Origin of the sequence: Streptomyces sp. NPDC005706, assembly GCF_040631045.1 — a bacterium.
Taxonomy (GTDB): domain Bacteria; phylum Actinomycetota; class Actinomycetes; order Streptomycetales; family Streptomycetaceae; genus Streptomyces.
Genome location: NZ_JBEXYS010000003.1, coordinates 394386 through 416115 on the forward strand (window position 1 = coordinate 394386; position 21730 = coordinate 416115).

The following is a 21730-nucleotide window of genomic DNA, read 5'->3' on the forward strand; positions in this document are numbered from 1 at the left end:
GAAACAGGTTTCCGCTGACTCCGCACGGAAGGTCCACGATGTCGAAGCGCGTGCTCACGACCGAGTCCGGCGCCCCGGTCGCCGACAACCAGAACTCCGCCTCCGCCGGCGCGGGCGGCCCCCTGCTGCTTCAGGACCAGCACCTCCTGGAGAAGCTCGCGCGCTTCAACCGCGAGCGGATCCCGGAGCGCGTGGTGCACGCCCGCGGCTCCGGCGCGTACGGCCACTTCGAGGTGACGGACGACGTCACCGGCTTCACCCACGCCGACTTCCTGAGCGAGACCGGCCGGCGCACGGAGGTGTTCGTCCGGTTCTCCACGGTCGCCGACTCCCTCGGCGGCGCCGACGCCGTCCGCGATCCGCGCGGCTTCGCCGTGAAGTTCTACACCGCCGAGGGCAACTACGACCTCGTCGGCAACAACACCCCGGTGTTCTTCATCAAGGACCCGATCAAGTTCCCGGACTTCATCCACTCGCAGAAGCGGGACCCGTTCACCGGCCGGCAGGAGCCCGACAACGTCTGGGACTTCTGGGCCCACTCCCCCGAGGCCACGCACCAGGTGACCTGGCTGATGGGCGACCGCGGCATCCCGGCGTCGTACCGGCACATGAACGGCTTCGGGTCGCACACCTACCAGTGGACGAACGCCGAGGGCGAGGCCTTCTTCGTCAAGTACCACTTCAAGACGAACCAGGGCGTCCGCTCGCTCAGCGGCGAGCAGGCCGCCGAGATCGCGGGCAAGGACCCCGGTTCCCACCAGACGGACCTGCTGCAGGCCATCGAGCGGGGCGTGCACCCGTCCTGGACCCTGTACGTCCAGATCATGCCGGCGGCCGAGGCGGCGGACTACCGCTTCAACCCGTTCGACCTGACGAAGGTGTGGCCGCACGCCGACTACCCGCTGCGCCGGGTGGGGCGCCTGGTGCTGGACCGCAACCCGGACAACGTCTTCGCCGAGGTGGAGCAGGCCGCGTTCTCCCCGAACAACTTCGTGCCGGGTATCGGCCCGTCGCCCGACAAGATGCTCCAGGGCCGGCTGTTCGCCTACGCCGACGCCCACCGCTACCGCCTGGGCGTCAACCACACCCTGCTCGCGGTCAACGCGCCGAAGGCGACGACCGCGCACAACCACGGCCGCGACGGCCTCATGGCTGCCAACGCCCAGGGCAGGCACGCCAAGAACTACGAGCCGAACTCCTACGACGGCCCGGTGGAGACCGGCCGCCCGCTGTCGGCCCCGCTCCCCGTGTCCGGTCACACCGGCACTCACGAGGCCCCGGCGCACACCAAGGACGACGACTTCTTCCAGGCGGGCGAGCTGTACCGGCTGCTGTCCGAGGAGGAGCGGCAGCGGCTGGTCGCGAACATCGCCGGCGGCCTCTCCCAGGTCTCCCGCGACGACGTGATCGAGAAGAACCTGGCCCACTTCCACGCCGCCGACCCCGACTACGGACGGCGCGTGGAGGAGGCGGTCCGCGCCCTGCGCGAGGACTGAGGCTCCGAGGACCGCGTCCGGGACCCGGCGGGGAGGCCGGGACCCGGGCGCGCACGACCCGCGACCGAGCGGTCCGGATGAGGGGTGACCTCTCGGTACGGCGGGCAGAGCGAGGACCGCGGCGGCGTGCGAGCCAGTGCGGTGGTGAAGGACGCGGGTCCCCTTCTCGACCAGAGGGAAGGGTTCCCGGCTCCGTCGCGGCCGCCGCGGTCCTCCAGCAACGACCTCCGGATGGAGGTCCCCCGGTCAGCCGTCCGGCGGCGCGAACGTCCTGTCGCGCCCAGCCTCGCGCCGTCGGACGGCCACCACGCGGCGCGAGGAGCGCTCCCTGTCCCAGGGGGCGCTCCTCGCGCTGTCCCGGCTCGCGGCTCCCGGCTCCGGCCCGGGGTGCGTGTCCGGCGCGTCCGCAGGACGCTGAACCCATGGGAAATCCGACGCAGTATCCGCACATCGTGGTCCACGCCCCGGCACTGGACGGCTCCCGGCGGGTCACCGAGGGGGACGTGACCCTGGGGCTCGCCTCCCACCTGGACGACGTGGTGGAGATCCTGCGGCTGGCCGACCTGGACCGGATCGAGGTCGAGGAGAGCGACCTCGTCGAATGGCAGGGCGGTGGGCCGGAGGACTGGCCCGGCCTGACGGAGCACGAACTGTGGTGACGCCGGGTACGGCGGTGGCCGTACCCGGCCTACGCATACCTCAAATCAACCTCTGAACAAGGGCGTTCAGGCTTCGGCGGCCGTCGCGCCCGGGCACATTACCGTCATGCGGGGCCCGCCGGCACGGGGGCGGCGGGCCCCCGTACGGGGGTGCCTCATGGACGTTACGAACCCACCGCCTGTGGACCGTACGCCGCCGGACCCGTGCGCGATCGCCCTGCTGCGGGGCGGCGACCGGGCCGCCGTGACGGTCGCCGTGCTCGCCCTGCATCTGCGTGGCGCGGTCGACGCGGGCCGGCCGGGGACACTGCGCAGGACCGGCACGGGGGACGCCGGGGCCTTCCGCCATCCCCTGGAGAAGGCGGTCCGTACCGGCCTCTACCGGCCCGCCGGGCCGCGGGAGTTGCCCGGCCGGGCGGTGGTCCGGCGCGCGCTCGCCAGGATGCGGGCCGAACTCGTGGCCGCCGGACTGCTGCGAGCACTGCCGCCGGGCCGCACCCGCGCCGCCCGCCGGCTCCTGGCCGGGCTGCGCGAGCGCCATCCGCTGCCGGAGGGCCCGGCCGGCGCGGAGGGCCTCGCGGAGCGGGAGGTGCTGCTCGCCGTCGCGCTGCACGGCGAGCGCGCCCTGACCGCGCTGCTGCCGCGTTTCGCCCGCGACTGCGGACTCACCGGCCGCGGCGCCCTCGCGGACGAGGGCCTGTTCCCGTTCGGCCGGGGCAGTGGCATCCGCGGCATCACGTACCACGGGGACGACAGCGGCCGGGACTCGGACCACGGCGGTTCCGGTGGCGGCGCACACGGCGGTCACCACCACGGCGGCCACGACTTCGGCGGTGGCTGCGGGGGCGGCGGGTTCGACTGAGCGCGGGGCCCGCACGGCACGCCGGAGGGCGGCCCGTCCCTCCCGGACGGGCCGCCCCTCGCGCGCTCGTGGCTCAGACCTTCAGCGGAGTGATCGCCGTCGGCGCGTGGCCGGGCTCGGTGGCGAGGTCCTCGAACTCGGTGATGTCGCCGATGTCCATGGTCCGGCTCATCGAGATGTTGGTGACCCGCTCCAGGATCGCCTCGACGACGACCGGCACCCGGTACTCGGCGGCCAGCTTCCCGGCCTGCTCGAAGGCGGGGCCGAGCCGGTCCGGCTCGGTCACCCGGATCGCCTTGCAGCCCAGGCCCTCGGCCACCTTGACGTGGTCGACGCCGTAGACGCCGATCTCGGGCGTGTTGACGTTCTCGAACTCCAGGTTGACCTGGAAGTCGATGTCGAGACCGAGCTGCGCCTGCCGGATCAGCCCCAGGTAGGCGTTGTTCACCAGCACGTGCACGTAGGGGATCCGGTGCTGGGCGGCGACCGCCAGCTCCTCGATCAGGAACTGGAAGTCGTAGTCGCCGGAGAGGGCGACGACCGGGGAGTCCGGGTCGGCCTTGGCGACGCCGATCGCGGCCGGGATGGTCCAGCCGAGCGGGCCGGCCTGACCGCAGTTGATCCAGTGGCGCGGCCGGTAGACGTGCAGCATCTGCGCGCCGGCGATCTGGGAGAGGCCGATGGTCGTGACGTACCGGGTCTCGGGGCCGAACGCCCGGTTCATCTCCTCGTACACGCGCTGCGGCTTCATCGGCACGTCGTCGAAGTGCGTACGGCGCAGCAGGGTGGCCTTGCGTTCCCGGGTGGAGGCGACCCAGCCGGTGCGGTCGGGCAGCCCGCCGGCCGCCTTCAGCTCCCGGGCGGCCTCGACGAACAGCTCCAGCGCGGCCCTGGCGTCGGAGACGACCCCGTAGTCCGGCGGGAAGATCCGGCCGATCTGGGTGGGCTCGATGTCGACGTGGACGAACTTGCGGCCCCGGCGGTAGGTGTCGAGCTTGTAGCCGGTGTGGCGGTTGGCCCAGCGGTTGCCGATGCCGAGGACGAAGTCCGACTCCAGGAAGGTGGCGTTGCCGTAGCGGTGCGAGGTCTGCACGCCGACCATGCCGGCGTTCAGCTCGTGGTCGTCGGGCAGCGCGCCCCAGCCCATCAGGGTCGGGATGACCGGGGTCCCGGTCAGCTCGGCGAACTCGGTCAGCAGGTCGCAGGCGTCGGCGCCGATGACACCGCCGCCGGCGACGATGACCGGGCGTTCGGCGGCGAGCAGGAAGGACAGCGCCTTGTCGATCTGGGCGCGGGTGGCCACGGGCTTGTGGACCGGCAGCGGCGCGTACGTCTCCGGGTCGAACTCGATCTCCGTCTGCTGCACGTCGATCGGCAGGTCGATCAGGACCGGGCCGGGACGGCCTGAGCGCATCAGGTGGAAGGCCTGCTGGAAGACGCCGGGGACCTGGGCGGCCTCCATGACGGTGACCGCCATCTTCGTCACCGGCCGGGCGATGGAGGCGATGTCGACGGCCTGGAAGTCCTCCTTGTGCATCACGGCGGTGGGCGCCTGGCCCGTGATGCACAGGATCGGGACGGAGTCGCCGATGGCCGAGTACAGGCCGGTGATCATGTCGGTGCCGGCGGGCCCGGAGGTGCCGATGCAGACACCGATGTTGCCGGGGCGGGCGCGGGTGTAGCCCTCGGCCATGTGCGAGGCGCCCTCGACGTGGCGGGCGAGCGTGTGGTGGATGCCGCCGCCCTCCTTCAGCGCCTTGTAGAACGGGTTGATCGCCGCGCCGGGCACACCGAAGGCGTCGCGGACGCCTTCGAGCTTGAGGATTTCGACTGCCGCGCGGGCAGCGGTCATTCGGGCCATCGAGTACTCCTGCTTCGGCTGTCGGATGCGTACTCCCGTCGCGCCCCGCGGTGAGCACTGTCTCCAGGGTCGTCGGATCACTCCCGCGTACTCTTTCCGTATTGCGGAAGTTAACTTCTACTATCTGGAAGTAATGTAAGCGGGGTGCCGAACGCCGTCAAGGGAGCCGGGGGCCTCCGCGAGCCGGGCCGGGCGGAGGGGCCAAGCGCCGGACAGGCGGACCGGGATGGAGGACGATGGGGGCGCTGCCCCGACGCGACGCCTGAAGATGGATGGGCCATGCCCGAGAGCGTTCCGCTGCACTGTCCGGCCTGCCGGCGCGAGCACGTCTACACCGCGCCCCCGTATCCCTGCGCCTGCGGCGCCCCCAGCGCCCCACGGCTGGACGCGGCGGCCGGACCGGCCGTGCTCGCCCACCGGGCCTGGGACGAGGACTGGATCACCGTGCGCTGCACGGCCTGCGGCCGCCGCAACCAGTGGCCGCACCCGGAACTGGGCTGCCCGTGCGGCACGGTGCTGCGCATACCGGTGGCCGGAGCCCCGTCACCGGGCCCCGGCCACCGTGGTCCGGCGCGTTCCGCCGCCGTCGCCTCCGCGCGGGACGCGGTCACCGCCGCCGTGCTGTGTCTGCGCGGGCTCGGCCACCGGGACATCCGGCGCGCCGACCAGCGCCCGCCGTCCGGCATCGGCCTGGCCGCGCCCGGTCTCGTCGTGCTGGTCGATCCGGCGGCGCGCCCGGCCTCGTCGCGGGACGTGGAGTGCCTCTGGCTGACGGCCATGACGGAGTCCGCGGACTGCGTCTACTTCTCCGCCGCCGGCTACACCGAGGCGGCCCGGGCCCAGGCCGACGCGCTGGCCGTCCCCCTGTTCGCCCTCGACCACGGGGGGACGGCCACGCCGGTGAACGGCCCCGGCCGGCTCCTGGTCCGGCAGGTCGGCACGTAAACCGCCGGACCGCTGTCAGGCCCCGTAGGTCTGCCGCAGCTCCACCTTGCGCACCTTGCCCGAGACCGTCATCGGGAAGGTCTCCAGGATCTGCAGCCGGCTGGGGATCTTGTAGTGGGCGAGCCGGTCGCGGCAGAAGGCGCGCAGGTCCTCCAGGGTCAGCGGGTCGGCGGGGTCCAGGGGGATGACGCAGGCCAGGACCTCCTCCCCGTACTTCTCGTGCGGTACGCCGACGACCTGGACGTCCCGGATCCCGGGGTGGGCGTAGAGGAACTCCTCGATCTCGCGCGGGTAGATGTTCTCGCCGCCCCGGATGATCATGTCCTTGATGCGGCCGACGATCTCGACGTACCCGTCCGCACGCATCACCGCCAGATCGCCGGTGTGCATCCAGCGGCCGGCGTCGACGGCCTCGGCCGTCTTCTCGGGCTCGTCCCAGTAGCCGAGCATCACGCTGTAGCCGCGGGTGCACAACTCCCCTGCGGTGCCGCGCGGTTGGGTGACCCCGGAGACCGGGTCGACGACCTTGACCTCCAGGTGCGGCAGGACCCGGCCGACGGTTGCGGTGCGGTGCTCCAGGTCGTCCTCGATGCGGGTCTGCAGCGAGACCGGGGAGGTCTCGGTCATGCCGTAGCAGATGGAGACCTCCGCCATGTGCATCTCGGCGACCACCCGCTTCATCACCTCCACCGGGCAGGGCGAGCCCGCCATGATGCCGGTGCGCAGGGAGGAGAGGTCGTACGCGGCGAAGCCGGGCAGGTTCAGCTCCGCGATGAACATGGTCGGGACCCCGTACAGCGAGGTGCAGCGCTCCCGCTGGACGGCCTCCAGCGTCGCCTCCGGGTCGAAGGACGGCGCCGGGACGACCATGCAGGCGCCGTGGGAGGTGACGGCCAGATTCCCCATGACCATGCCGAAGCAGTGGTAGAAGGGGACGGGGATGCAGACCCTGTCCTGCTCGGTGTAGGCGACCAGTTCGCCCACGAAATAGCCGTTGTTCAGGATGTTGTGGTGGGAGAGCGTGGCGCCCTTCGGAAAGCCGGTGGTGCCCGAGGTGTACTGGATGTTGATCGGGTCGTCGCAGGACAACTCGGCCTCGCGCGCCCGGAGTTCCTCCCGCGGGACGGCGGTCCCGCGATCGGTGAACGCCTCCCAGCCCGGATCGCCGATGTAGACGGTCTCCGTCAGCCGCGGGCAGCGGACCCGGACCTCCTCCACCATCGCCCGGTAGTCGCTCGTCCGGTGCCGGACGGTGGCGAACAGCAGGCGGATCCCGGCCTGGTTGAGGACGTACTCGACCTCGTGCGTGCGGTAGGCCGGGTTGATGTTGACCATGACGGCGCCGACGCGCGCGGTGGCGTACTGCACGAGCACCCACTCGGCGCAGTTGACCGCCCAGATGCCGACCCGGTCGCCCTTGGCGACCCCGCTCGCGAGCAGCGCGCACGCCAGCCGGTCCACGTCGGCGGCGAATTCGGCGTAGGTCCAGCGCCGTCCGGAGGGCACGTCGACGAGGGCCTCGCGTTCCGGCCAGGCGGCCACGGCGCGGTCGAGGTTGGCCCCGATGGTGTCGCCGAGCAGGGCGGTGGGGCCGGTTCCGTGGGTGTACGACAGTTCCGAGGTCACCGGAAGTCCTCCTCGCGGTACTCGTGGTCGGAGCCGGCGGCCGTGGCCTCGCGCAGCTCGATGCGGCGGATCTTGCCGGAGACGGTCTTGGGCAGAGCGGCGAACTCCAGCCTGCGCAGGCGCTTGTAGGGGGCCAGCACCTGGCGGGAGTGCTCGAAGAGCACCTTGGCCGTGTCGGGGCCGGGCTGCCAGCCCTCGGCGAGGACGACGTACGCCTTGGGCACGGCGAGCCGCAGTTCGTCGGGGGCGGGCACGACGGCCGCCTCGGCGACGGCCTCGTGCTCCAGCAGCGCGCTCTCCAGCTCGAACGGGCTGATCTTGTAGTCCGAGGCCTTGAAGACGTCGTCGCTGCGGCCGATGTAGGTCAGGTACCCCTCCGCGTCGCGGGACGCGACGTCGCCGGTGCGGTAGAAGCCGCCCGCCATCGCCTCCGCCGTGCGGTCGGGGTCGCCGTGGTAGCCGGTCATCAGGCCGACGGGACGCTCGGACAGGTCGAGGGCGATCTCGCCCTCGTCGGCGCCGGGGGCGCCGGAGACCGGGTCGAGCAGTTCCACCCGGTAGCCGGGGCTGGGCCGGCCCATGGAGCCGGTCTTCAGCGTCTGCCCGGGACTGTTGGAGACCTGCACGGCCGTCTCGGTCTGCCCGAAGCCGTCCCGGATCGTGACGCCCCAGGCCCGCCGGACCTGCTCGATGACCTCCGGGTTGAGCGGCTCGCCCGCGGCGACCACCTCGCGCGGCGGGGTGGCGAGCTGGGACAGGTCGGCCTGGATGAGCATCCGCCACACGGTCGGCGGCGCGCAGAAGGTGGTGACCTCGTGCCGGTCCATCTCGGCCATCAGCCGGGCGGGGTCGAAGCGCGTGTAGTTGTGGATGAAGACCGTCGCCTCCGCGTTCCACGGGGCGAACAGGTTGGACCAGGCGTGCTTGGCCCAGCCGGGCGAGGAGATGTTGAGGTGCACGTCGCCGGGCCTGAGGCCGATCCAGTACATGGTCGCCAGGTGCCCGATGGGGTACGAGGTGTGGGTGTGCTCGACCAGCTTGGGGCGGGCGGTCGTCCCGGAGGTGAAGTACAGCATCAGCGGGTCGTCGGCCAGGGTGGGGCCGTCGGGGACGAAGTCGGCGGAGGCGGCGTACGCGTCCTCGTACGGCTCCCAGCCCTCCTCCGGCAGCCCGCCGACCGCGATCCGGGTGTAGGTGCCGGGCACCTCGGCGAACTTGGCGGTGTCCTCGGCTCGTACCAGCACGTGCTTCACCCGGCCGCGCTCCACCCGGTCGCGCAGGTCGGCGGGGCCGAGCAGCGGGGTGGCCGGGATGACCACCGCGCGCAGCTTCATCGCGGCCAGCGCGGTCTCCCACAGCTCGGCCTGGTTGCCCAGCATCACGAGGATGCGGTCCTCGGCGCCGACGCCGCGTGCGCGGAGGTGGGAGGCGACGCGGGTGGAGCGCTCGGCCATCTCGGCGAAGGACAGCCTGGTCTCGGTGCCGTCCTCCTCGATGATGTGCAGCGCCGTCCGGTCGTTGCCCTCGGCGATCACGTCGAACCAGTCCAGCGCCCAGTTGAAGTGCTCGGGCCGCGGCCAGGCGAAGCCCTCGTAGGCGCGGGTGTAGTCCTCGCGGTGCTCCAGCAGGAAGTCCCGCGCGGTCCTGAAGACCTCGGTCGCCGTCGTCATAGGTGTCCTCCTAGAATCCGGACCATTGCCGGGCGGCTCTCTGGCATCGTCTAATCCGTGATGCAGGTCTCACTACCCCCGAACGGGGGTGTGGTCCACGGGTGAGCCGCACCGAAGGAGCGATGAGGTGGCAGCAGAGGCCGTGGCGACGACGGAGATACGCGGTGCGCTGGCCCGGCTGCGGCACACCACGGGGCTCCCGGTCGCCTTCGGCGGGCTGGTGGAGGCCGGCCGGCCGCAGATCCGGATCAGCGAACTGAGCGGTACCCACACCGCCGCCCTCAGGTCCCTCGCGGTGACCTCCGGCAACGGGCTCGGCGGCAGGGCGGTGGCGCTGGCCCGTCCGTGCGCGGTGACGGACTACGCCGGTTCCCGGCAGATCAGTCACGAGTACGACGTGCCGGTGGCCGCCGAGGGCATCCACTCCGTGCTCGCGGTGCCGGTGGTGGTGCGGCGCCGGGTGCGCGGGGTGCTGTACGGCGCGCTGCGCTCGGCCCAGCCGCTCGGCGACCGCACGCTGGGCGCGGCGGTGGCGGCGGCGCGGGACGTGGAGCAGTCGCTGGTGGTGCGGGAGGAGGCGCGGGGGCTGCTCGCGGCGGCCCGGGCCGAGCCCGCCGGGGAGTACCGGGGGCCGGAAACCGGCCAGGAACAGGTGCGCGAGGCGCACGCGGCGCTGCGCGCGCTGGCGCCGCGGATCGCGGACCCGGAACTGCGCGCCGAGCTGCTGGCGGCCTGCGGGCTGCTGGCCGCTCCGCGCCCGGTCGGCGGCGCGAGCCTGGCGCCGCGGGAGCTGGACGTGCTGTCCTGGGTGGCGGCGGGCGCGACCAACGCGGCCGTGGCCGGGCGGCTGGGTCTGCGCCCGGAGACGGTGAAGGGCTATCTGCGCTCGGCGATGCGGAAACTGGGCGCTCACACCCGGGGGGAGGCGGTGACCGCGGCACGCCGGGCGGGGCTCCTGCCGTAGGGACCGGCCGGCCGGTGACGCTCGTAAGGAAACCTGTCCATTGTTGTGACCATGCCGCGAATTTTTTCCTGCGCTTGACCTTTTGTTATTTCCCTCACCACGGCTTCCGTCCGAATTTCAAGGATCGTTGCCTAGAATTTGGTCCGGACACGACACAGGAGGGGAGCGGTGACCGTGCGACGGGACTTCCAGGAGTCGGTTCGAAGCCGTCCCGACCTGGTCATCGGCCGCGAAGAGCTGTTCGGGAGCGCCCGGGACCAGCTCGACTCCGGTGGCAGCGTGCTGCTCCACGGCCCCGCCGGAATAGGTAAATCGACGGTGCTGCGGGCATTGGCCGAGGAATACGGCGCCACCGCGCGCCGGGTCCTGCGCTGCTCGGCGACCGAGTCAGAATCCCACCTTCCGTTCCTGGCCCTCGCCGACCTCCTCGGCCTGGCCCTGGAGGAGGTCGCCCCCCGGCTGCCCGCGGCCCAGCTCACGGCCCTGGAGTCGGCGCTCACCGGCCGCGGCGAGTCCAGCCTCCAGCGCGACGGCCTCGCCCTGCGCCTCGCGGTGCTCTCCGCGCTCCGGGCGCTCGCCGACCGGGGCCCGGTCCTGATCGTCGCCGACGATCTGCAGTGGCTGGATCCGGCCAGTGCCGAACTGCTCGGCTTCGCCGCGCGCCGGCTCGGCGACACCCCTGTGCAGATGCTGTGCGCGGTGCGCACCGAGGACGAGGCCTACGACCGCCATCTGCGCGCCTGCCCGCCGGGCACCCTCTCGGTGCGGCTGGGGCCCCTCTCCCGCACCGAGCTGACCACGCTGCTGAACCACCGCGGCTACGACGGCCTGCCCCGCTCCACCGTCCGGGAGGTGCACCGCACCAGCGGCGGCAACCCGCTGTTCGCCCTGGAGCTGGGCCGCGTCCTGGCCGAGACCCCGGCCCCGCCCCGGCCGGGTGAGCCGCTGCCGGTGCCCACCTCGCTGCGCGCCCTGGTACTCAGCCGCCTCGACCTGCTCTCCGTGGAGGCCCGCCGCACCCTGCTGCTGGCCAGCGCCGGCGCCCGCCCCACCCTGGCCCTGCTGCACGCGGCCGGCCGGGAGCACGCCGAGGCCGAGTGCGCCCAGGCCGCCGAGCTCGGCCTGCTGGCCACCGAGACCGACGACCCGGCCGTACGGTTCGCGCACCCGCTGATCTCCGCCGCGCTGTACGCGGAGGCGCCCGCGCAGGAGCGGCGCGCGGTGCACGCGGCGCTGTCGACCGCGGCCTTCGACCCGATCGAACGGGCCCGGCATCTGGCCCTGGCCACCACCGGCACCGACCCGGACGTGGCCGACCGGCTCGCCGAGGCCGCCGCGCTGGCACGGGACCGCGGGGCGCCGTCGGTGGCCGCCTCGCTCGGACTGCTCGCCGCCCGGCACACCCCGGCGGCCGGCGAGCCCGGACCGGACGAGCGGCGGCTGCGGGCCGCCGAGGACGCCATCACGGCCGGCGAGGCCGACCTGGCCCGGGACATCGCGCGCGAGGTGCTGTCCAGGGTCGTGCTGCCCGCCGAACGGGTACGGGCGTGGATGGTGGTCATCGAGTCGGCCGGGCAGGCGCTCGGCGACGTGGACGCCGTCTTCCCGCAGGCCCTGGCCGACGCCGGGGACGAACCCAGGCTGCTCGCCCTGGTCCGTTACCAGCTCGCCTGGCGCGCCCTGGTCGTCGAGGGCGACTTCACCGAGGCCCGCCAGGAGGCCGCGCACGCCGCCGAGCTGGCCGCGCGGGCCGGCGACCGGCGCACCGAGCTGATGGCGCGTGCCTTCCAGGCGTCCACCGAGACCCTGATGGGCCATCCGGACGCCGCCGCCACCACCGCGCGGGCCCTGGAGGAGCCGCAGGACCCGTACGTCGCCTGCCACCACAACGGCGTCGGCTACGCCCGCTACCGCTGGCTGCTGATGAGCGACCAGCTCACCGAGGCCCGGGCCACCATCACCGCGCTGCTGCGCGAGGTGCGACGGCGCGGCATGGTCGAGAGCGAGGTGCACTACCTGCGCATGTGCGCCGAGACCGAGCTGCGCGCCGGCCACTGCGGCCGGGCCCTCGACCTGTCCCGGGAGAGTCTGCGGCTGGCCCGGGACGCGGGCATCGGCGAGAGCGCGTCCGCGATGCTGGCCTCGCTCGCCGAGGCGTCCGGCGGCGACACCGAGCGGGCGCTGGAGCTGGCCCGTGAGGCGGTCGGGCACGCCGAGGAGGACGGCGACCAGATGTACCTCTCCCGCGCCCTGGCCGCCCTCGGCTACGCCCAGTTCGTGGCCGGGGAGCCGCGGGCCGCCGTGGAGTCGCTGGGCCGGGTGCGGGAGCTGGAGCTGGGGCTCGGCATCACCGACCCGGCGCGCGGCCGCTGGCACGGCGACCTCGCGGAGGCGCTGGTGCTCGCCGGAGAGCACGGCCAGGCGCAGCAGGTCATCGACGGGGCCCGGGAGCACGCCGTCAGGCTGGGCCGGGAGAGTGTCGTCGCCGTCCTGGACCGGGCGGAGGCGCTGGCCCGGGCCGCCCGCGGCGACCACGAGACCGCCATCGCCCAGCTGACGTCCGCTCAGGACCGGCTCGGCAGGCTCGGCAACGGCCTGGAGGAGGCCCGAGCGGCGTTCGCGCTGGCCCGGCTGCGCGCACGGCAGGCGGAGAACCCGGCCAAGCGGAGGGCGGCGTACGACGAGGCCGTGCGGCTGTTCCGGCGCTGCCGGGCGCTGCCGTGGCTGCGCCAGGTGGACGAGGCCCTGTGCGCCCCGCAGCCGGAGCCCGCGCCGCCCGCCCGGGACCCGCTGGACGCGCTGGACGGTCTGGCCTCGATGGAGCGTCAGGTCGCCGCGCTCGTCATGGAGGGGGCCACCAACCGGGAGATCGCGTCCCGGCTGTTCGTCAGTGTGAAGACGGTCGAGGCCACGCTGACCCGGGTGTACCGGAAGCTCGGGATCCGCTCGCGCGTCGACATCGTCCGATTGGCGGCGGCTCGCCGAGCGCGGTGAGCGAGGCGCTAGTTAACTGAGCCGGACCGAGGGTTTTCCCTCACCCGACCCCCTAGGGGGTTCCCTCATTGGGAGCCGAGGGACCCGGGCCTAGCGTAAAGGGCGTGCCGCTCGCCCGGGCACACGGGGTCGGTCCCTCCCCCAGCCGCTCGGTCTCCCCCGGGCAGGGGGTTCCCCTACCCATGTGCACCACCCCCACGCCCGTGCGAACCCCCCACCGGCCAAACCGAGGAGACGCATGTTCGGCCTCAGACGTGCCAGAAAGACCACCGCCACGCTCATGGCGACGGCCGCCGCCGCGGCCACCGCGCTCATCGCCTCCCCCGCCTCGGCCGACGCTCCTCAGCCCATCGTCGGGGGGACGACCACCACCACGACGGCGTACCCGTTCGTCATGCAGATCACGGACGCGTCCGGCAGCCAGTTCTGCGGCGGCACCCTGGTGGCCGCCAAGAAGGTGGTGACGGCGGCTCACTGCATGGTCGGTGAGACGACCGGCAGCGTCCGCGTGGTCGGCGGCCGGACCTATCTCAACGGCACCGACGGCACGGTGAGCAAGGTCAGCAAGATCTGGATCGACCCGGACTACACCGACGCCACCAACGGCGACGACGTGGCCGTGCTGACCCTGTCGACGTCGATGCCGTACACGAAGGCGTCGTACGTCTCCTCCTCCCAGACCAGCGTGTACGCGGCCGGCACCACGGCCCGCATCCTCGGCTGGGGCACCACCTCGGAGAGCGGCAGCTCCTCCAACCAGCTGCGGACCGCGACCGTTCCGGTCGTGTCGGACGCCGGCTGCAGGAGCTCCTACGGTTCGGACTACGTCCAGTCCGACATGGTTTGCGCCGGATACACGTCCGGTGGCGTAGACACCTGCCAGGGCGACAGCGGCGGTCCCCTGTTGATCGGGGGCGTCCTGGCAGGGATCACTTCCTGGGGCGAGGGGTGCGCGGAGGCCGGTTACCCGGGTGTGTACACCCGGCTGACCACCTTCTCGGACCTCGTGACCGCGCAGGTCACCTCATAGCCCCGAGGACCACCCGAGCACCTCTCGGGTAGATGCCGGGGGGCGTTGCGAGCCACCACGAGCGGCCCGCAACGCTCCCCTTTCCAAGTCCCGCCCCCAGGGCGCCGGTTGCTCCGGACGGGTGAGGGGCTCAGCGCGGTACGACGGTGCCGAACCGGATGTCGTGGGGCTTCCCGGGGTGCAGCGCGGCCAGCATGCGGGCGCCCTCCTCGGCGACCTCCTCCCGCCGGCCCTTCGTCAGCTCCCCGAACGGCTCGACGACGAGCGTGGTGCCGTCGGGCCTCCACACGCCCGCCAGGAAGCCGTCGACCAGGAGGGTGCGGTAGGCCTGGTTGCCGCGCCGGGCGCGGCCCCGGTACTCGGGGGGTACGACACGGCCGCGGTCGGCGTGGGAGAGCAGCAGGTTGTCGTACTCGGGCAGGAAGCGGGGCGGGGCCGGGGTGTCCGGGTCGGGGCGGGACGCGTCGGGCAGGTCGAACAGTTCGACTCCGGTGGTGTCGCGGAAGGTGACCAGCCGCGGGCGCAGCCGCTCGAAGGCGTCCCGCAGCCGGGTGAGTCCGGACCAGGTCTGCATGTCCTTGACGGAGGCGGGACCGAAGGCGGCGAGATAACGCGGGATCACGGTCTCCGCGGCCGGGGCCGGTTCGGCGGGGCGACCCAGCCAGTGCTCCGCGGTGGTGAGGGCCACCCGGCCGGCCCGGCCCCACAGTCCGCGCGGGGTCACCTGGACCAGGGGCAGGGTGCAGCGGGCGGCGACGGCGAGCGACCCCGGGTCCGCGTCCGGCCACTCGGCGCTCAGCGCCTCGCGCAGCTGGGCCATGGTCCGCGGCTCCGCCTCCACCAGGTCACGGGCGACGGCGGCCAGCCGGCCGAGGTCGACGCCGGCCAGGCCGGTGCGGAAGTGCGTCAGCTCCCGCTCCCGGGCGGCCTGGACCAGCGGCCGCAGGGTCAGGCAGTCGTCGGCGGTGTGGGTGTGGATGGTGGAGCGCAGGGTGACGATGCGGACGGCCGCGCGGTCCGCCATGAGCCGGGACAGCCGCTCCGGCGTGAACCCCTCGAGCCGGGCGGCGAGAGCGTAGTACGGCGGCTCGGTGTTCTGCGCCTGCAGGCCGAGGAGGTGCCGTACGGCGTCCTCGGCGGACAGCGGGGAACGGCGCAGCAGGAGCTGCCGGTCCAGGGTGGCGCGATTGAGGGCGCGGGTGTCCAGGAGCGGAGCCGGGGCCGTGCTGCTCTTCGTCATGGAGGCACGCTAACCGGCCTCGCGGACACCTTCTGTCCGCGGCCGGCGAACCGGATCCAGCGGGCGATCTTGTGCGGGCGAGCCGAGAATGGGCGAGGGCGCGCCCGATCCGGGGAGAGGAGCCGGAGGTGTCCGAAGAGCCGGCCGCACGCATCGCGGAATTCATCGAGCCGCTTCGGGTGGCACCGGGTAGACGGGTGGACCTGAGCCGGGACTTCGACCCCGGCTACCGGGCGGGCATGCGCAGACGCGACGCCGAGGAGCTGTTGCGCACCGGGGTCGCCCTGCTGGCCGAGTACCAGCAGCGGCTGGCCGCCCAGGACACCTACGGCGTCCTGCTGTGCCTCCAGGCCCTCGACGCCGGGGGCAAGGACGGCACGATCCGGCACGTGATGAGCGGCGTCAATCCCCAGGGCGTGCGCGTCAGCAGCTTCAAGGTGCCCTCGGACGAGGAACTGGAGCACGACTACCTGTGGCGCTACGCCCGGCGGCTCCCCGAGCGGGGCGAGATCGCCATCTTCAACCGCTCGCACTACGAGGAGGTCCTGGTGGTACGGGTGCACCCGGAGAACCTCGTACGGCAGAAGCTGCCCGGGGAGGCGCGCGGACCGGACGTCTGGGAGCGGCGCTACCGCGAGATCAACGAGTGGGAGCGCCATCTGACCGACAGCGGGTTCAAGGTGGTCAAGGTCCTGTTGAACCTCTCCAAGGAGGAGCAGCGCGCCCGGTTCCTGAAGCGGATCGACCTGCCGGAGAAGAACTGGAAGTTCTCCGCGGCCGACGTGCGCGAACGGCGGCACTGGGACGAGTACCAGCGGGCCTTCTCCGCGATGCTCTCGGCCACCAGCACCGCCTGGGCTCCCTGGTACGTCGTCCCGGCGGACCGCAAGTGGTTCGCGCGGATCTGCACGGCGGCCGTCCTCGCGCACACCCTGATGGACATCGACCCCCGCTACCCCGAGGTGAGCGAGGAGGCGCGCAGGGACCTGCTGGCCGCCCGGCGAGAGCTGGAGCGGGAGGCGCCCGCCGGTGCCCCGGCCGATCCGTACGCGGCGCGGCAGGCACGGGCGGACGGCGGGCGCGGGGCCGGTCCGGAGCCGCGGGACGGCGGCGAGCACGGAGGACCCGCCGAGGGCGGGAGACACGGAAAGCCCCGGCGGCGTGGGAAGCGAAGCGGCCGGGGCTGACGGGCCGGGACACCATCGGCCCGGATCGGAGACGACGCGATGACGGTGCGGCCGGATTCCGTGGGGGAAGGGTCCCGGACGGCGGGGCGGTCCTGGTACGCGCGGCCCGCCCCGGAGGTGACGGCGGCGTTCGGCGTCGATCCGGCGGCCGGGCTCCCGGCGGCCCGGGCCGCCGAACTGCTGGCCGCGCACGGACCGAACGCTCTGCCCGAGGAGAGGCGGACCCCGGCCTGGCGCCGGTTCCTGGCGCAGTACCGCAGCTACATGCAGATCGTCCTGGTGGCCGCGGCGGTCGTCTCACTGCTCATCCGGGAGTGGACCACCGCGGTGCTCCTGCTGGTGCTGACCCTGCTGAACGCGATTGTGGGACTGCGTCAGGAGGGAAAGGCCGAGAGCGCGATGAACGCGCTGAAGTCGATGCTGGAGGCCACCGCGCGGGTACGCCGGGACGGCGCGGAGGCGGAGATCCCCGCGGACCGGCTCGTCGTCGGGGACATCGTGCTGATCGCCGCCGGGGACCAGGTGCCGGCGGACGGGCGCGTCATCGAGGCCAGCGCCCTGCAGATCGACGAGTCGGCGCTGACCGGGGAGAGCGTCCCGGCCGGGAAGGGCACGGCCCCGGTACCGGGTGAGGGGCTGCCGCCCGGCGACCGCACGAACATGGCGTTCATGAACACCCCGGTCACGCATGGCAGCGGGGTCCTGGTCGTCACCGCCACCGGCGCCGACACCGAACTGGGCAGGATCTCCGGGATGCTGGCGGCCACCGGGAAGGAGGTGCCGCCGCTGACCAGGGAGCTGGACACCCTGACCCTGTGGATCACCGGGGCGGCGGGCCTGACCATGGTGGTGATGTTCGCCCTGGGCCGCAGCCGCGACCAGGCCTGGGACGCGCTGTTCGTCAGCGCGGTCTCGCTCGCGATCGCCGCCATCCCCGAGGCACTGCCGACCGTGACCCAGGCGATCCTCTCCGTGGGCAGCCTCAACCTGGCGAGACGCAACGCCATCGTGAAGGAGCTGCCGTCGGTCGAGACCCTGGCGTTCACCTCGGCGATCAACTCGGACAAGACCGGCACCCTGACGATGAACCAGATGACCGCCGTCGAAGTCCTCACCCCGACCGACCGGTACACCGTCTCGGGCACGGGCTACGGCCTGGAGGGACGGATCCACCACGCCGCGGGCTCCGCCGCCCGCGTCGACGACGCGATCCTGCCGTACGTGGTGGCGAGCGACGCGCGGCTGGTGGACGGCGAGGTGGTCGGCGACCCCACCGAGGGCGCCCTGCTGGTGCTGGCCCACAAGGCCGGCCTGGACACCGACGCCACCCGGGAACGCTTCCCGCGGCTCGCCACCCTGCCCTTCGACCCGGCCCACAAGCTGATGGCCACCTTCAACTCGGCGACCGACGACTCCGGCCGGCCGGTCGTGCGGTGCTTCGTCAAGGGCGCGGCGCCCGCGGTGACGGCACGGGCCGCCGACGCCCTCACGCCGGACGGCGGCGTGCCGTGGGACGCCGGGCTGCGCGAACGGGCCGAGGCGCAGACCCAGCGGATGGGAGGCGAGGGGCTGAGGGTGATGGCCGCGGCCGTCCGCGATCTGGACCCCGCCTCCTTCGATCCCGGGGCGGACCTGCTCGGATATGTGGACGGGCTGCGGGTGACCAGTCTCGTCGGCATGGTCGACCCGCCCCGCGCGGAGTCGAAGGCCGCCGTGGCGGACGCCCGTTCGGCCCACATCACGGTCCGCCTGGTGACCGGCGACGACGTCACCACCGGTGCGGCCATCGCCCGGCAGATCGGCATTCCCGGCGAGGCCGTCCTCGGCGCCGACTTCGCCGCGATGAGCGAGGCCGAACAGCTCGCCCGCATCGACGGCATCGGCGTGGTCGGACGGGTCGCGCCCGAGCACAAGGTGCTGCTGGCCGACACGCTCAAGAAGAAGGGCCACGTCGTGGCGATGACCGGGGACGGCGTCAACGACGCGCCCGCCATCAAGGCCGCCGACATCGGCATCGCCATGGGCAGCGGCACGGACGTGGCGAAGAACGCCGGCCGCATGATCCTTTCCGACGACAACTTCGCCACCATCGTCTACGCCGTGGAGCAGGGCCGCACGATCTACGACAACCTCACCAAGTACATCCGCTTCGTGCTGCTTCTGCTGGTCACCTTCGTCGTGACCTTCCTCGGTGCCAGCGTGCTGAACATCGCCGCCGGCGAGCCCTTCACCCCGCCGCAGGTGCTGTGGATCCACTTCGTCGTCAACGCCTCGTTCGGCTTCGCGCTCGGCTTCGACCGGGAGAGCCCCGGGCTGATGGGCCGCAGACCGCGGCCGCGAGGCGAGTCGGTGCTCACCCGGCCCGTGCTGGTCACCGTGGGACTCTCCGGCCTCGCGATCACCGTCGTGCTGCTCGGGCTGATCCGGCTCGGCCAGACCCTGTTCGGCAGCGTCGAGACCGGCCGGTCGATCGCCTTCACCGCGTTCGCGCTCTGTCTGATCGTGGCCGCGTTCGAGTGCCGCAGCGAGACGGATTCCGTCCTCACGGCCGCCACGTTCGACAGCAAGCAGATGAACTGGGTCGCACTGGCGCAGTTCGCGCTCGCGGTGATGGTCACGCAGCTGGACGGCTTCCGCCGGGTCCTGGGGACGACGGAGATCAACGCCCGCCAGTTCGGCTGGGCCCTGCTGTCCGCACTCGCGCTGCTGCTCCTGTGGGAGCTGGGCAAGTGGCTGGCCCGCCGGTCCAGGAGCACCGGGTGAGCGGACGCCCGGCGGCCCCGCCCGGCCGTGGGACCGGTGGTGCGTTCCGCACCGTGCCGGGCGCGCGCCCTCAGCGGGTGTCGCGGCCGGCGGCGACACGGCCCATGGTCAGGGCCAGCCGGCGGACCTCGCGCCAGTTCATGGCCGGCGCCACGCGGGGCGCGCCCGGGCGGTGGCGCGGCACGCGTACGCGCAGGGCGCCCGGCTCGACGCGGCAGCGCACCGGGGTGGGCAGCGTCAGGGCCTCGCCGTCGACGCCGGCCGGGACGGCGGGGGCGTCGGCGTCCACCACGACCTCGGCGGCCGTGAAGGCGGTGAGCCCGCGGCTGCGTCCGCCGAGCAGCAGCAGTTCGGTCGCCTCCGTCGTGCTGTTCACCTCGACGACCAGCACGCCCAGCCGGCCGGAGTCCAGCCGGTCCCGGTGGCCCAGTCCCGCCGCGTCGTCGCCGTGGTAGGGGTTGTTGCTCACCAGGACGGCCTGGGGACCCGTCAGTCTCCGCTCACCGGCGCGCACGACGAGCCGTGGGCCACTGTGCCGGGTGAGCAGGTCCGGCAGCATCTCCAGGGTGGTACGGGCCTTGTCCTCGCGGTAGGCGGGGCTCTGTACCACGGCCGCGTACACGCCGAACGAGGCGTTGTTGACGAAGACGCGCTCCGTGCCGCCGTCCGCGGGCCCCCGTCCGGAGCTGATACGCCCGAGGTCGACGCGGAGTTCGACGCCGTCGGTCAGCGCCTCCAGGCAGGCCGCGGGATCCTGCCGGTCCAGGCCCAGGTCCATGGCGAAGTGGTTCCGGGTGCCGGCGCTGATGACGACGAACGGCACGTCGTGTTCGGCGGCCACCCCGGCGACCAGGGCCTGGGTGCCGTCGCCCCCGGCGACGCCGAGCAGGTCGGCTCCGCGCCGCACGGCCTGCCGCGCCAGTTCGGCCACGTCCCGCGGCGCGGCCGGGTCCAGTACCTCGACCTCCGCGCCGAGGGCCCGGGCGCGCTCCACGAGGCGGAACTCGCCGACCTTGCCGCCCCCGGAGCGCGGGTTCATGATCAGGAAGGGGTGCCGGGCCCGCCGGGCCGCGAGCTCCGGCATGGCCGGCACGTCGTCGCCGGCGAGTGCCGCCCGGCCCGCGGAGACGGCCAGCGTCCACAGGCCGAGCGAGACCAGCACGACCCACAGCAGCCCGGCGGCGGCGTACAGGGCGAGGACGGCGAGCGGCGCCGCGATCACCAGTACCACGGCCAGCGACCTGGCCCATCCGGTGCGGCTCAGCAGCCACCACACGCCGGCCGCCGTGAGGACGGTCCCGGCGAGGCCCACGGCCACCAGGACGATGCTGCCGAGCCCGGCGAAGGCCGGCAGCACCGCCACCGCCGCCACGCCCGCCACCAGGGCCAGACGCGCGGTCCAGCGCCTGTTCATGCGGCAACCTCCCGTTCCAGTCGTCCCAGGCTACGAGCGAGCGCCACGACCGGCACGTCCGCGCCCGGCGCGCCCCGCCGGACCGGTGGCCACATCCGGACGGTTCCCTTCACCTCGTGTGGTGTCATTCCGGTGGATCAAGAACCGACAACCGAGGAGCAGGGATGTCCGAGGCTTTGGTGCTGGGCGGTGGCGGTGTGGGCGGGATCGCCTGGATCACCGGGGTGCTGACGGGGCTCGCCGACGCGGGGCAGGACGTCACCGGAGCGGATCTGCTGCTCGGGACGTCCGCCGGTTCCACCGTCTCGGCACAGCTGGGCAGCGGACTGGGGCTGGCGGAGCTGTACGCGCGGCAGGTGGACCCGGCGCTGCAGTCCGCCGAGATCATGGCCGAGATGGACCTGGAGGGGTTCGCCGCCGAGATCGGTGCCGCGGCGTCCGCCACCGCCTCCGTACCGGAGCTGCGCCGGGCCGTGGGACGGGCGGCGCTGGCGGCGCCGACCGTGCCGGAGCCGCGGCGGCGGGCGGTGATCGAGTCGCGGCTGCCCTCGCACGGCTGGCCGGAGCGCGCGCTGCGGATCGTCGCCGTGGACGCCGAGAGCGGGGAGCCGCGGGTCTTCGACAAGGACGCGGGGGTCCCGCTGGTCGACGCGGTGGCGGCGAGCTGCGCCGTGCCCGGCGTGTGGCCGCCGGTCGGCATCGACGGGCGCCGTTACGTCGACGGCGGGGTGCGCTCGATGGCCAACCTCGACCTCGTGGACGACGCGGACCGGGTGGTGGTGATCGTGCCGATGGGCATGACGGAGCCGTTCCCCAGCGAGCAGCCGGTGGAGCGGTCGGTACGGGAGCTGCGCGCCCGGGGCACCGAGGTCGTGGTGGTGGCGCCCGACGAGGCGGCGCGGGCGGCGATCGGCGACAACCCGCTGGACCCGGGGACCCGCGGCCCGGCCGCCGAGGCGGGCCGGGCGCAGGGACGGGCGCTGCGGCTGCCCTGGCGGCACGGCTGAGACGGCCCCCGG

15 protein-coding genes are annotated in these 21730 nt (G+C 73.3%); 10 read left to right on the forward strand and 5 right to left on the reverse strand.

Going from position 1 to position 21730, the window contains the following annotated elements; all coding sequences use genetic code 11:
* The first annotated feature begins 38 nt into the window (after positions 1-38).
* The 3 genes from ABZ478_RS08320 (at position 39) to ABZ478_RS08330 (ending at position 3017) form a co-directional block, all read left to right on the forward strand.
* Positions 39-1496 carry a catalase gene (locus ABZ478_RS08320; protein WP_359546472.1) on the forward strand — a complete coding sequence of 486 codons (1458 nt, stop codon included), beginning with the start codon at positions 39-41 and terminating at the stop codon, positions 1494-1496.
* Positions 1497-1918: 422 nt separating this feature from the next.
* Positions 1919-2155: a hypothetical protein gene (locus tag ABZ478_RS08325; protein ID WP_359546474.1), complete on the forward strand. Its 237-nt coding sequence runs from the start codon at positions 1919-1921 to the stop codon at positions 2153-2155.
* 181 nt (positions 2156-2336) lie between these two features.
* Complete coding sequence (locus ABZ478_RS08330) at positions 2337-3017, forward strand: TIGR04222 domain-containing membrane protein (protein ID WP_359546476.1); 681 nt, start codon at positions 2337-2339, stop codon at positions 3015-3017.
* A 73-nt stretch (positions 3018-3090) separates the two neighbouring features.
* On the opposite strand, the gene gcl is transcribed toward ABZ478_RS08330, so the two are convergent.
* Positions 3091-4878 carry a glyoxylate carboligase gene (gene gcl, locus ABZ478_RS08335; protein WP_359546478.1) on the reverse strand — a complete coding sequence of 596 codons (1788 nt, stop codon included), beginning with the start codon at positions 4876-4878 and terminating at the stop codon, positions 3091-3093.
* Positions 4879-5157: 279 nt separating this feature from the next.
* Between gcl and ABZ478_RS08340 the strand changes: the two genes are divergently transcribed.
* Positions 5158-5823, forward strand: coding sequence for a hypothetical protein (locus tag ABZ478_RS08340; RefSeq protein ID WP_359546479.1), 666 nt, complete (start codon positions 5158-5160; stop codon positions 5821-5823).
* A 15-nt stretch (positions 5824-5838) separates the two neighbouring features.
* Here ABZ478_RS08340 and ABZ478_RS08345 read toward each other — a convergent pair whose 3' ends face one another.
* Positions 5839-7449: an AMP-binding protein gene (locus ABZ478_RS08345; protein ID WP_359546481.1), complete on the reverse strand. Its 1611-nt coding sequence runs from the start codon at positions 7447-7449 to the stop codon at positions 5839-5841.
* Complete coding sequence (locus tag ABZ478_RS08350; protein ID WP_359546483.1) at positions 7446-9119, reverse strand: AMP-binding protein; 1674 nt, start codon at positions 9117-9119, stop codon at positions 7446-7448. The genes ABZ478_RS08345 and ABZ478_RS08350 overlap by 4 nt, the downstream gene beginning before the upstream one ends.
* Before the next feature lie 127 nt (positions 9120-9246).
* On the opposite strand from ABZ478_RS08350, the gene ABZ478_RS08355 reads away from it, so the two are divergent.
* The 3 genes from ABZ478_RS08355 to ABZ478_RS08365 all read left to right on the forward strand — a co-directional run bounded on the left by ABZ478_RS08355 (position 9247) and on the right by ABZ478_RS08365 (position 14107).
* Positions 9247-10083 (forward strand): helix-turn-helix transcriptional regulator, encoded by an 837-nt coding sequence (locus ABZ478_RS08355; protein WP_359546485.1) that lies wholly within the window; start codon positions 9247-9249, stop codon positions 10081-10083.
* 168 nt (positions 10084-10251) lie between these two features.
* Positions 10252-13077 (forward strand): AAA family ATPase, encoded by a 2826-nt coding sequence (locus ABZ478_RS08360; protein ID WP_359546487.1) that lies wholly within the window; start codon positions 10252-10254, stop codon positions 13075-13077.
* Positions 13078-13315: 238 nt separating this feature from the next.
* Entirely contained in the window at positions 13316-14107 is a 792-nt protein-coding gene (locus tag ABZ478_RS08365; protein ID WP_359546488.1) for a serine protease, read from the forward strand.
* Between the two features lie 130 nt (positions 14108-14237).
* Here ABZ478_RS08365 and ABZ478_RS08370 read toward each other — a convergent pair whose 3' ends face one another.
* A complete protein-coding gene (locus ABZ478_RS08370) occupies positions 14238-15347 on the reverse strand; it encodes a winged helix DNA-binding domain-containing protein (RefSeq protein WP_359546489.1) in 1110 nt (369 codons plus the stop codon).
* Between the two features lie 128 nt (positions 15348-15475).
* Between ABZ478_RS08370 and ABZ478_RS08375 the strand changes: the two genes are divergently transcribed.
* The gene (locus ABZ478_RS08375; RefSeq protein WP_359546491.1) at positions 15476-16534 is read left to right on the forward strand and encodes a polyphosphate kinase 2 family protein; all 1059 of its coding nucleotides are present in this window, start codon (positions 15476-15478) and stop codon (positions 16532-16534) included.
* 39 nt (positions 16535-16573) lie between these two features.
* On the forward strand, positions 16574-19297 hold the full coding sequence (locus tag ABZ478_RS08380; protein ID WP_359546493.1) for an HAD-IC family P-type ATPase: 2724 nt from the start codon (positions 16574-16576) through the stop codon (positions 19295-19297).
* A 70-nt stretch (positions 19298-19367) separates the two neighbouring features.
* Here the strand turns inward: ABZ478_RS08380 and ABZ478_RS08385 are convergent, their stop codons facing one another.
* Positions 19368-20711 (reverse strand): diacylglycerol kinase family protein, encoded by a 1344-nt coding sequence (locus ABZ478_RS08385; protein WP_359546495.1) that lies wholly within the window; start codon positions 20709-20711, stop codon positions 19368-19370.
* 164 nt (positions 20712-20875) lie between these two features.
* Here ABZ478_RS08385 and ABZ478_RS08390 point away from each other — a divergent pair, with 164 nt between their 5' ends.
* Positions 20876-21718, forward strand: a complete 843-nt coding sequence (locus tag ABZ478_RS08390) for a patatin-like phospholipase family protein (protein WP_359546497.1) — start codon at positions 20876-20878, stop codon at positions 21716-21718.
* Positions 21719-21730: the final 12 nt, after the last annotated feature.

Coding starts and splice junctions, on each gene's coding strand:
- ABZ478_RS08320 (WP_359546472.1), top strand. CDS start 39: ATGTCGAAGCGCGTGCTCACGACCGAGTCCGGCGCCCCGGTCGCCGAC.
- ABZ478_RS08325 (WP_359546474.1), top strand. CDS start 1,919: ATGGGAAATCCGACGCAGTATCCGCACATCGTGGTCCACGCCCCGGCA.
- gcl (WP_359546478.1), bottom strand. CDS start 4,878: ATGGCCCGAATGACCGCTGCCCGCGCGGCAGTCGAAATCCTCAAGCTC.
- ABZ478_RS08340 (WP_359546479.1), top strand. CDS start 5,158: ATGCCCGAGAGCGTTCCGCTGCACTGTCCGGCCTGCCGGCGCGAGCAC.
- ABZ478_RS08350 (WP_359546483.1), bottom strand. CDS start 9,119: ATGACGACGGCGACCGAGGTCTTCAGGACCGCGCGGGACTTCCTGCTG.
- ABZ478_RS08365 (WP_359546488.1), top strand. CDS start 13,316: ATGTTCGGCCTCAGACGTGCCAGAAAGACCACCGCCACGCTCATGGCG.
- ABZ478_RS08370 (WP_359546489.1), bottom strand. CDS start 15,347: ATGACGAAGAGCAGCACGGCCCCGGCTCCGCTCCTGGACACCCGCGCC.
- ABZ478_RS08380 (WP_359546493.1), top strand. CDS start 16,574: ATGACGGTGCGGCCGGATTCCGTGGGGGAAGGGTCCCGGACGGCGGGG.
- ABZ478_RS08385 (WP_359546495.1), bottom strand. CDS start 20,711: ATGAACAGGCGCTGGACCGCGCGTCTGGCCCTGGTGGCGGGCGTGGCG.
- ABZ478_RS08390 (WP_359546497.1), top strand. CDS start 20,876: ATGTCCGAGGCTTTGGTGCTGGGCGGTGGCGGTGTGGGCGGGATCGCC.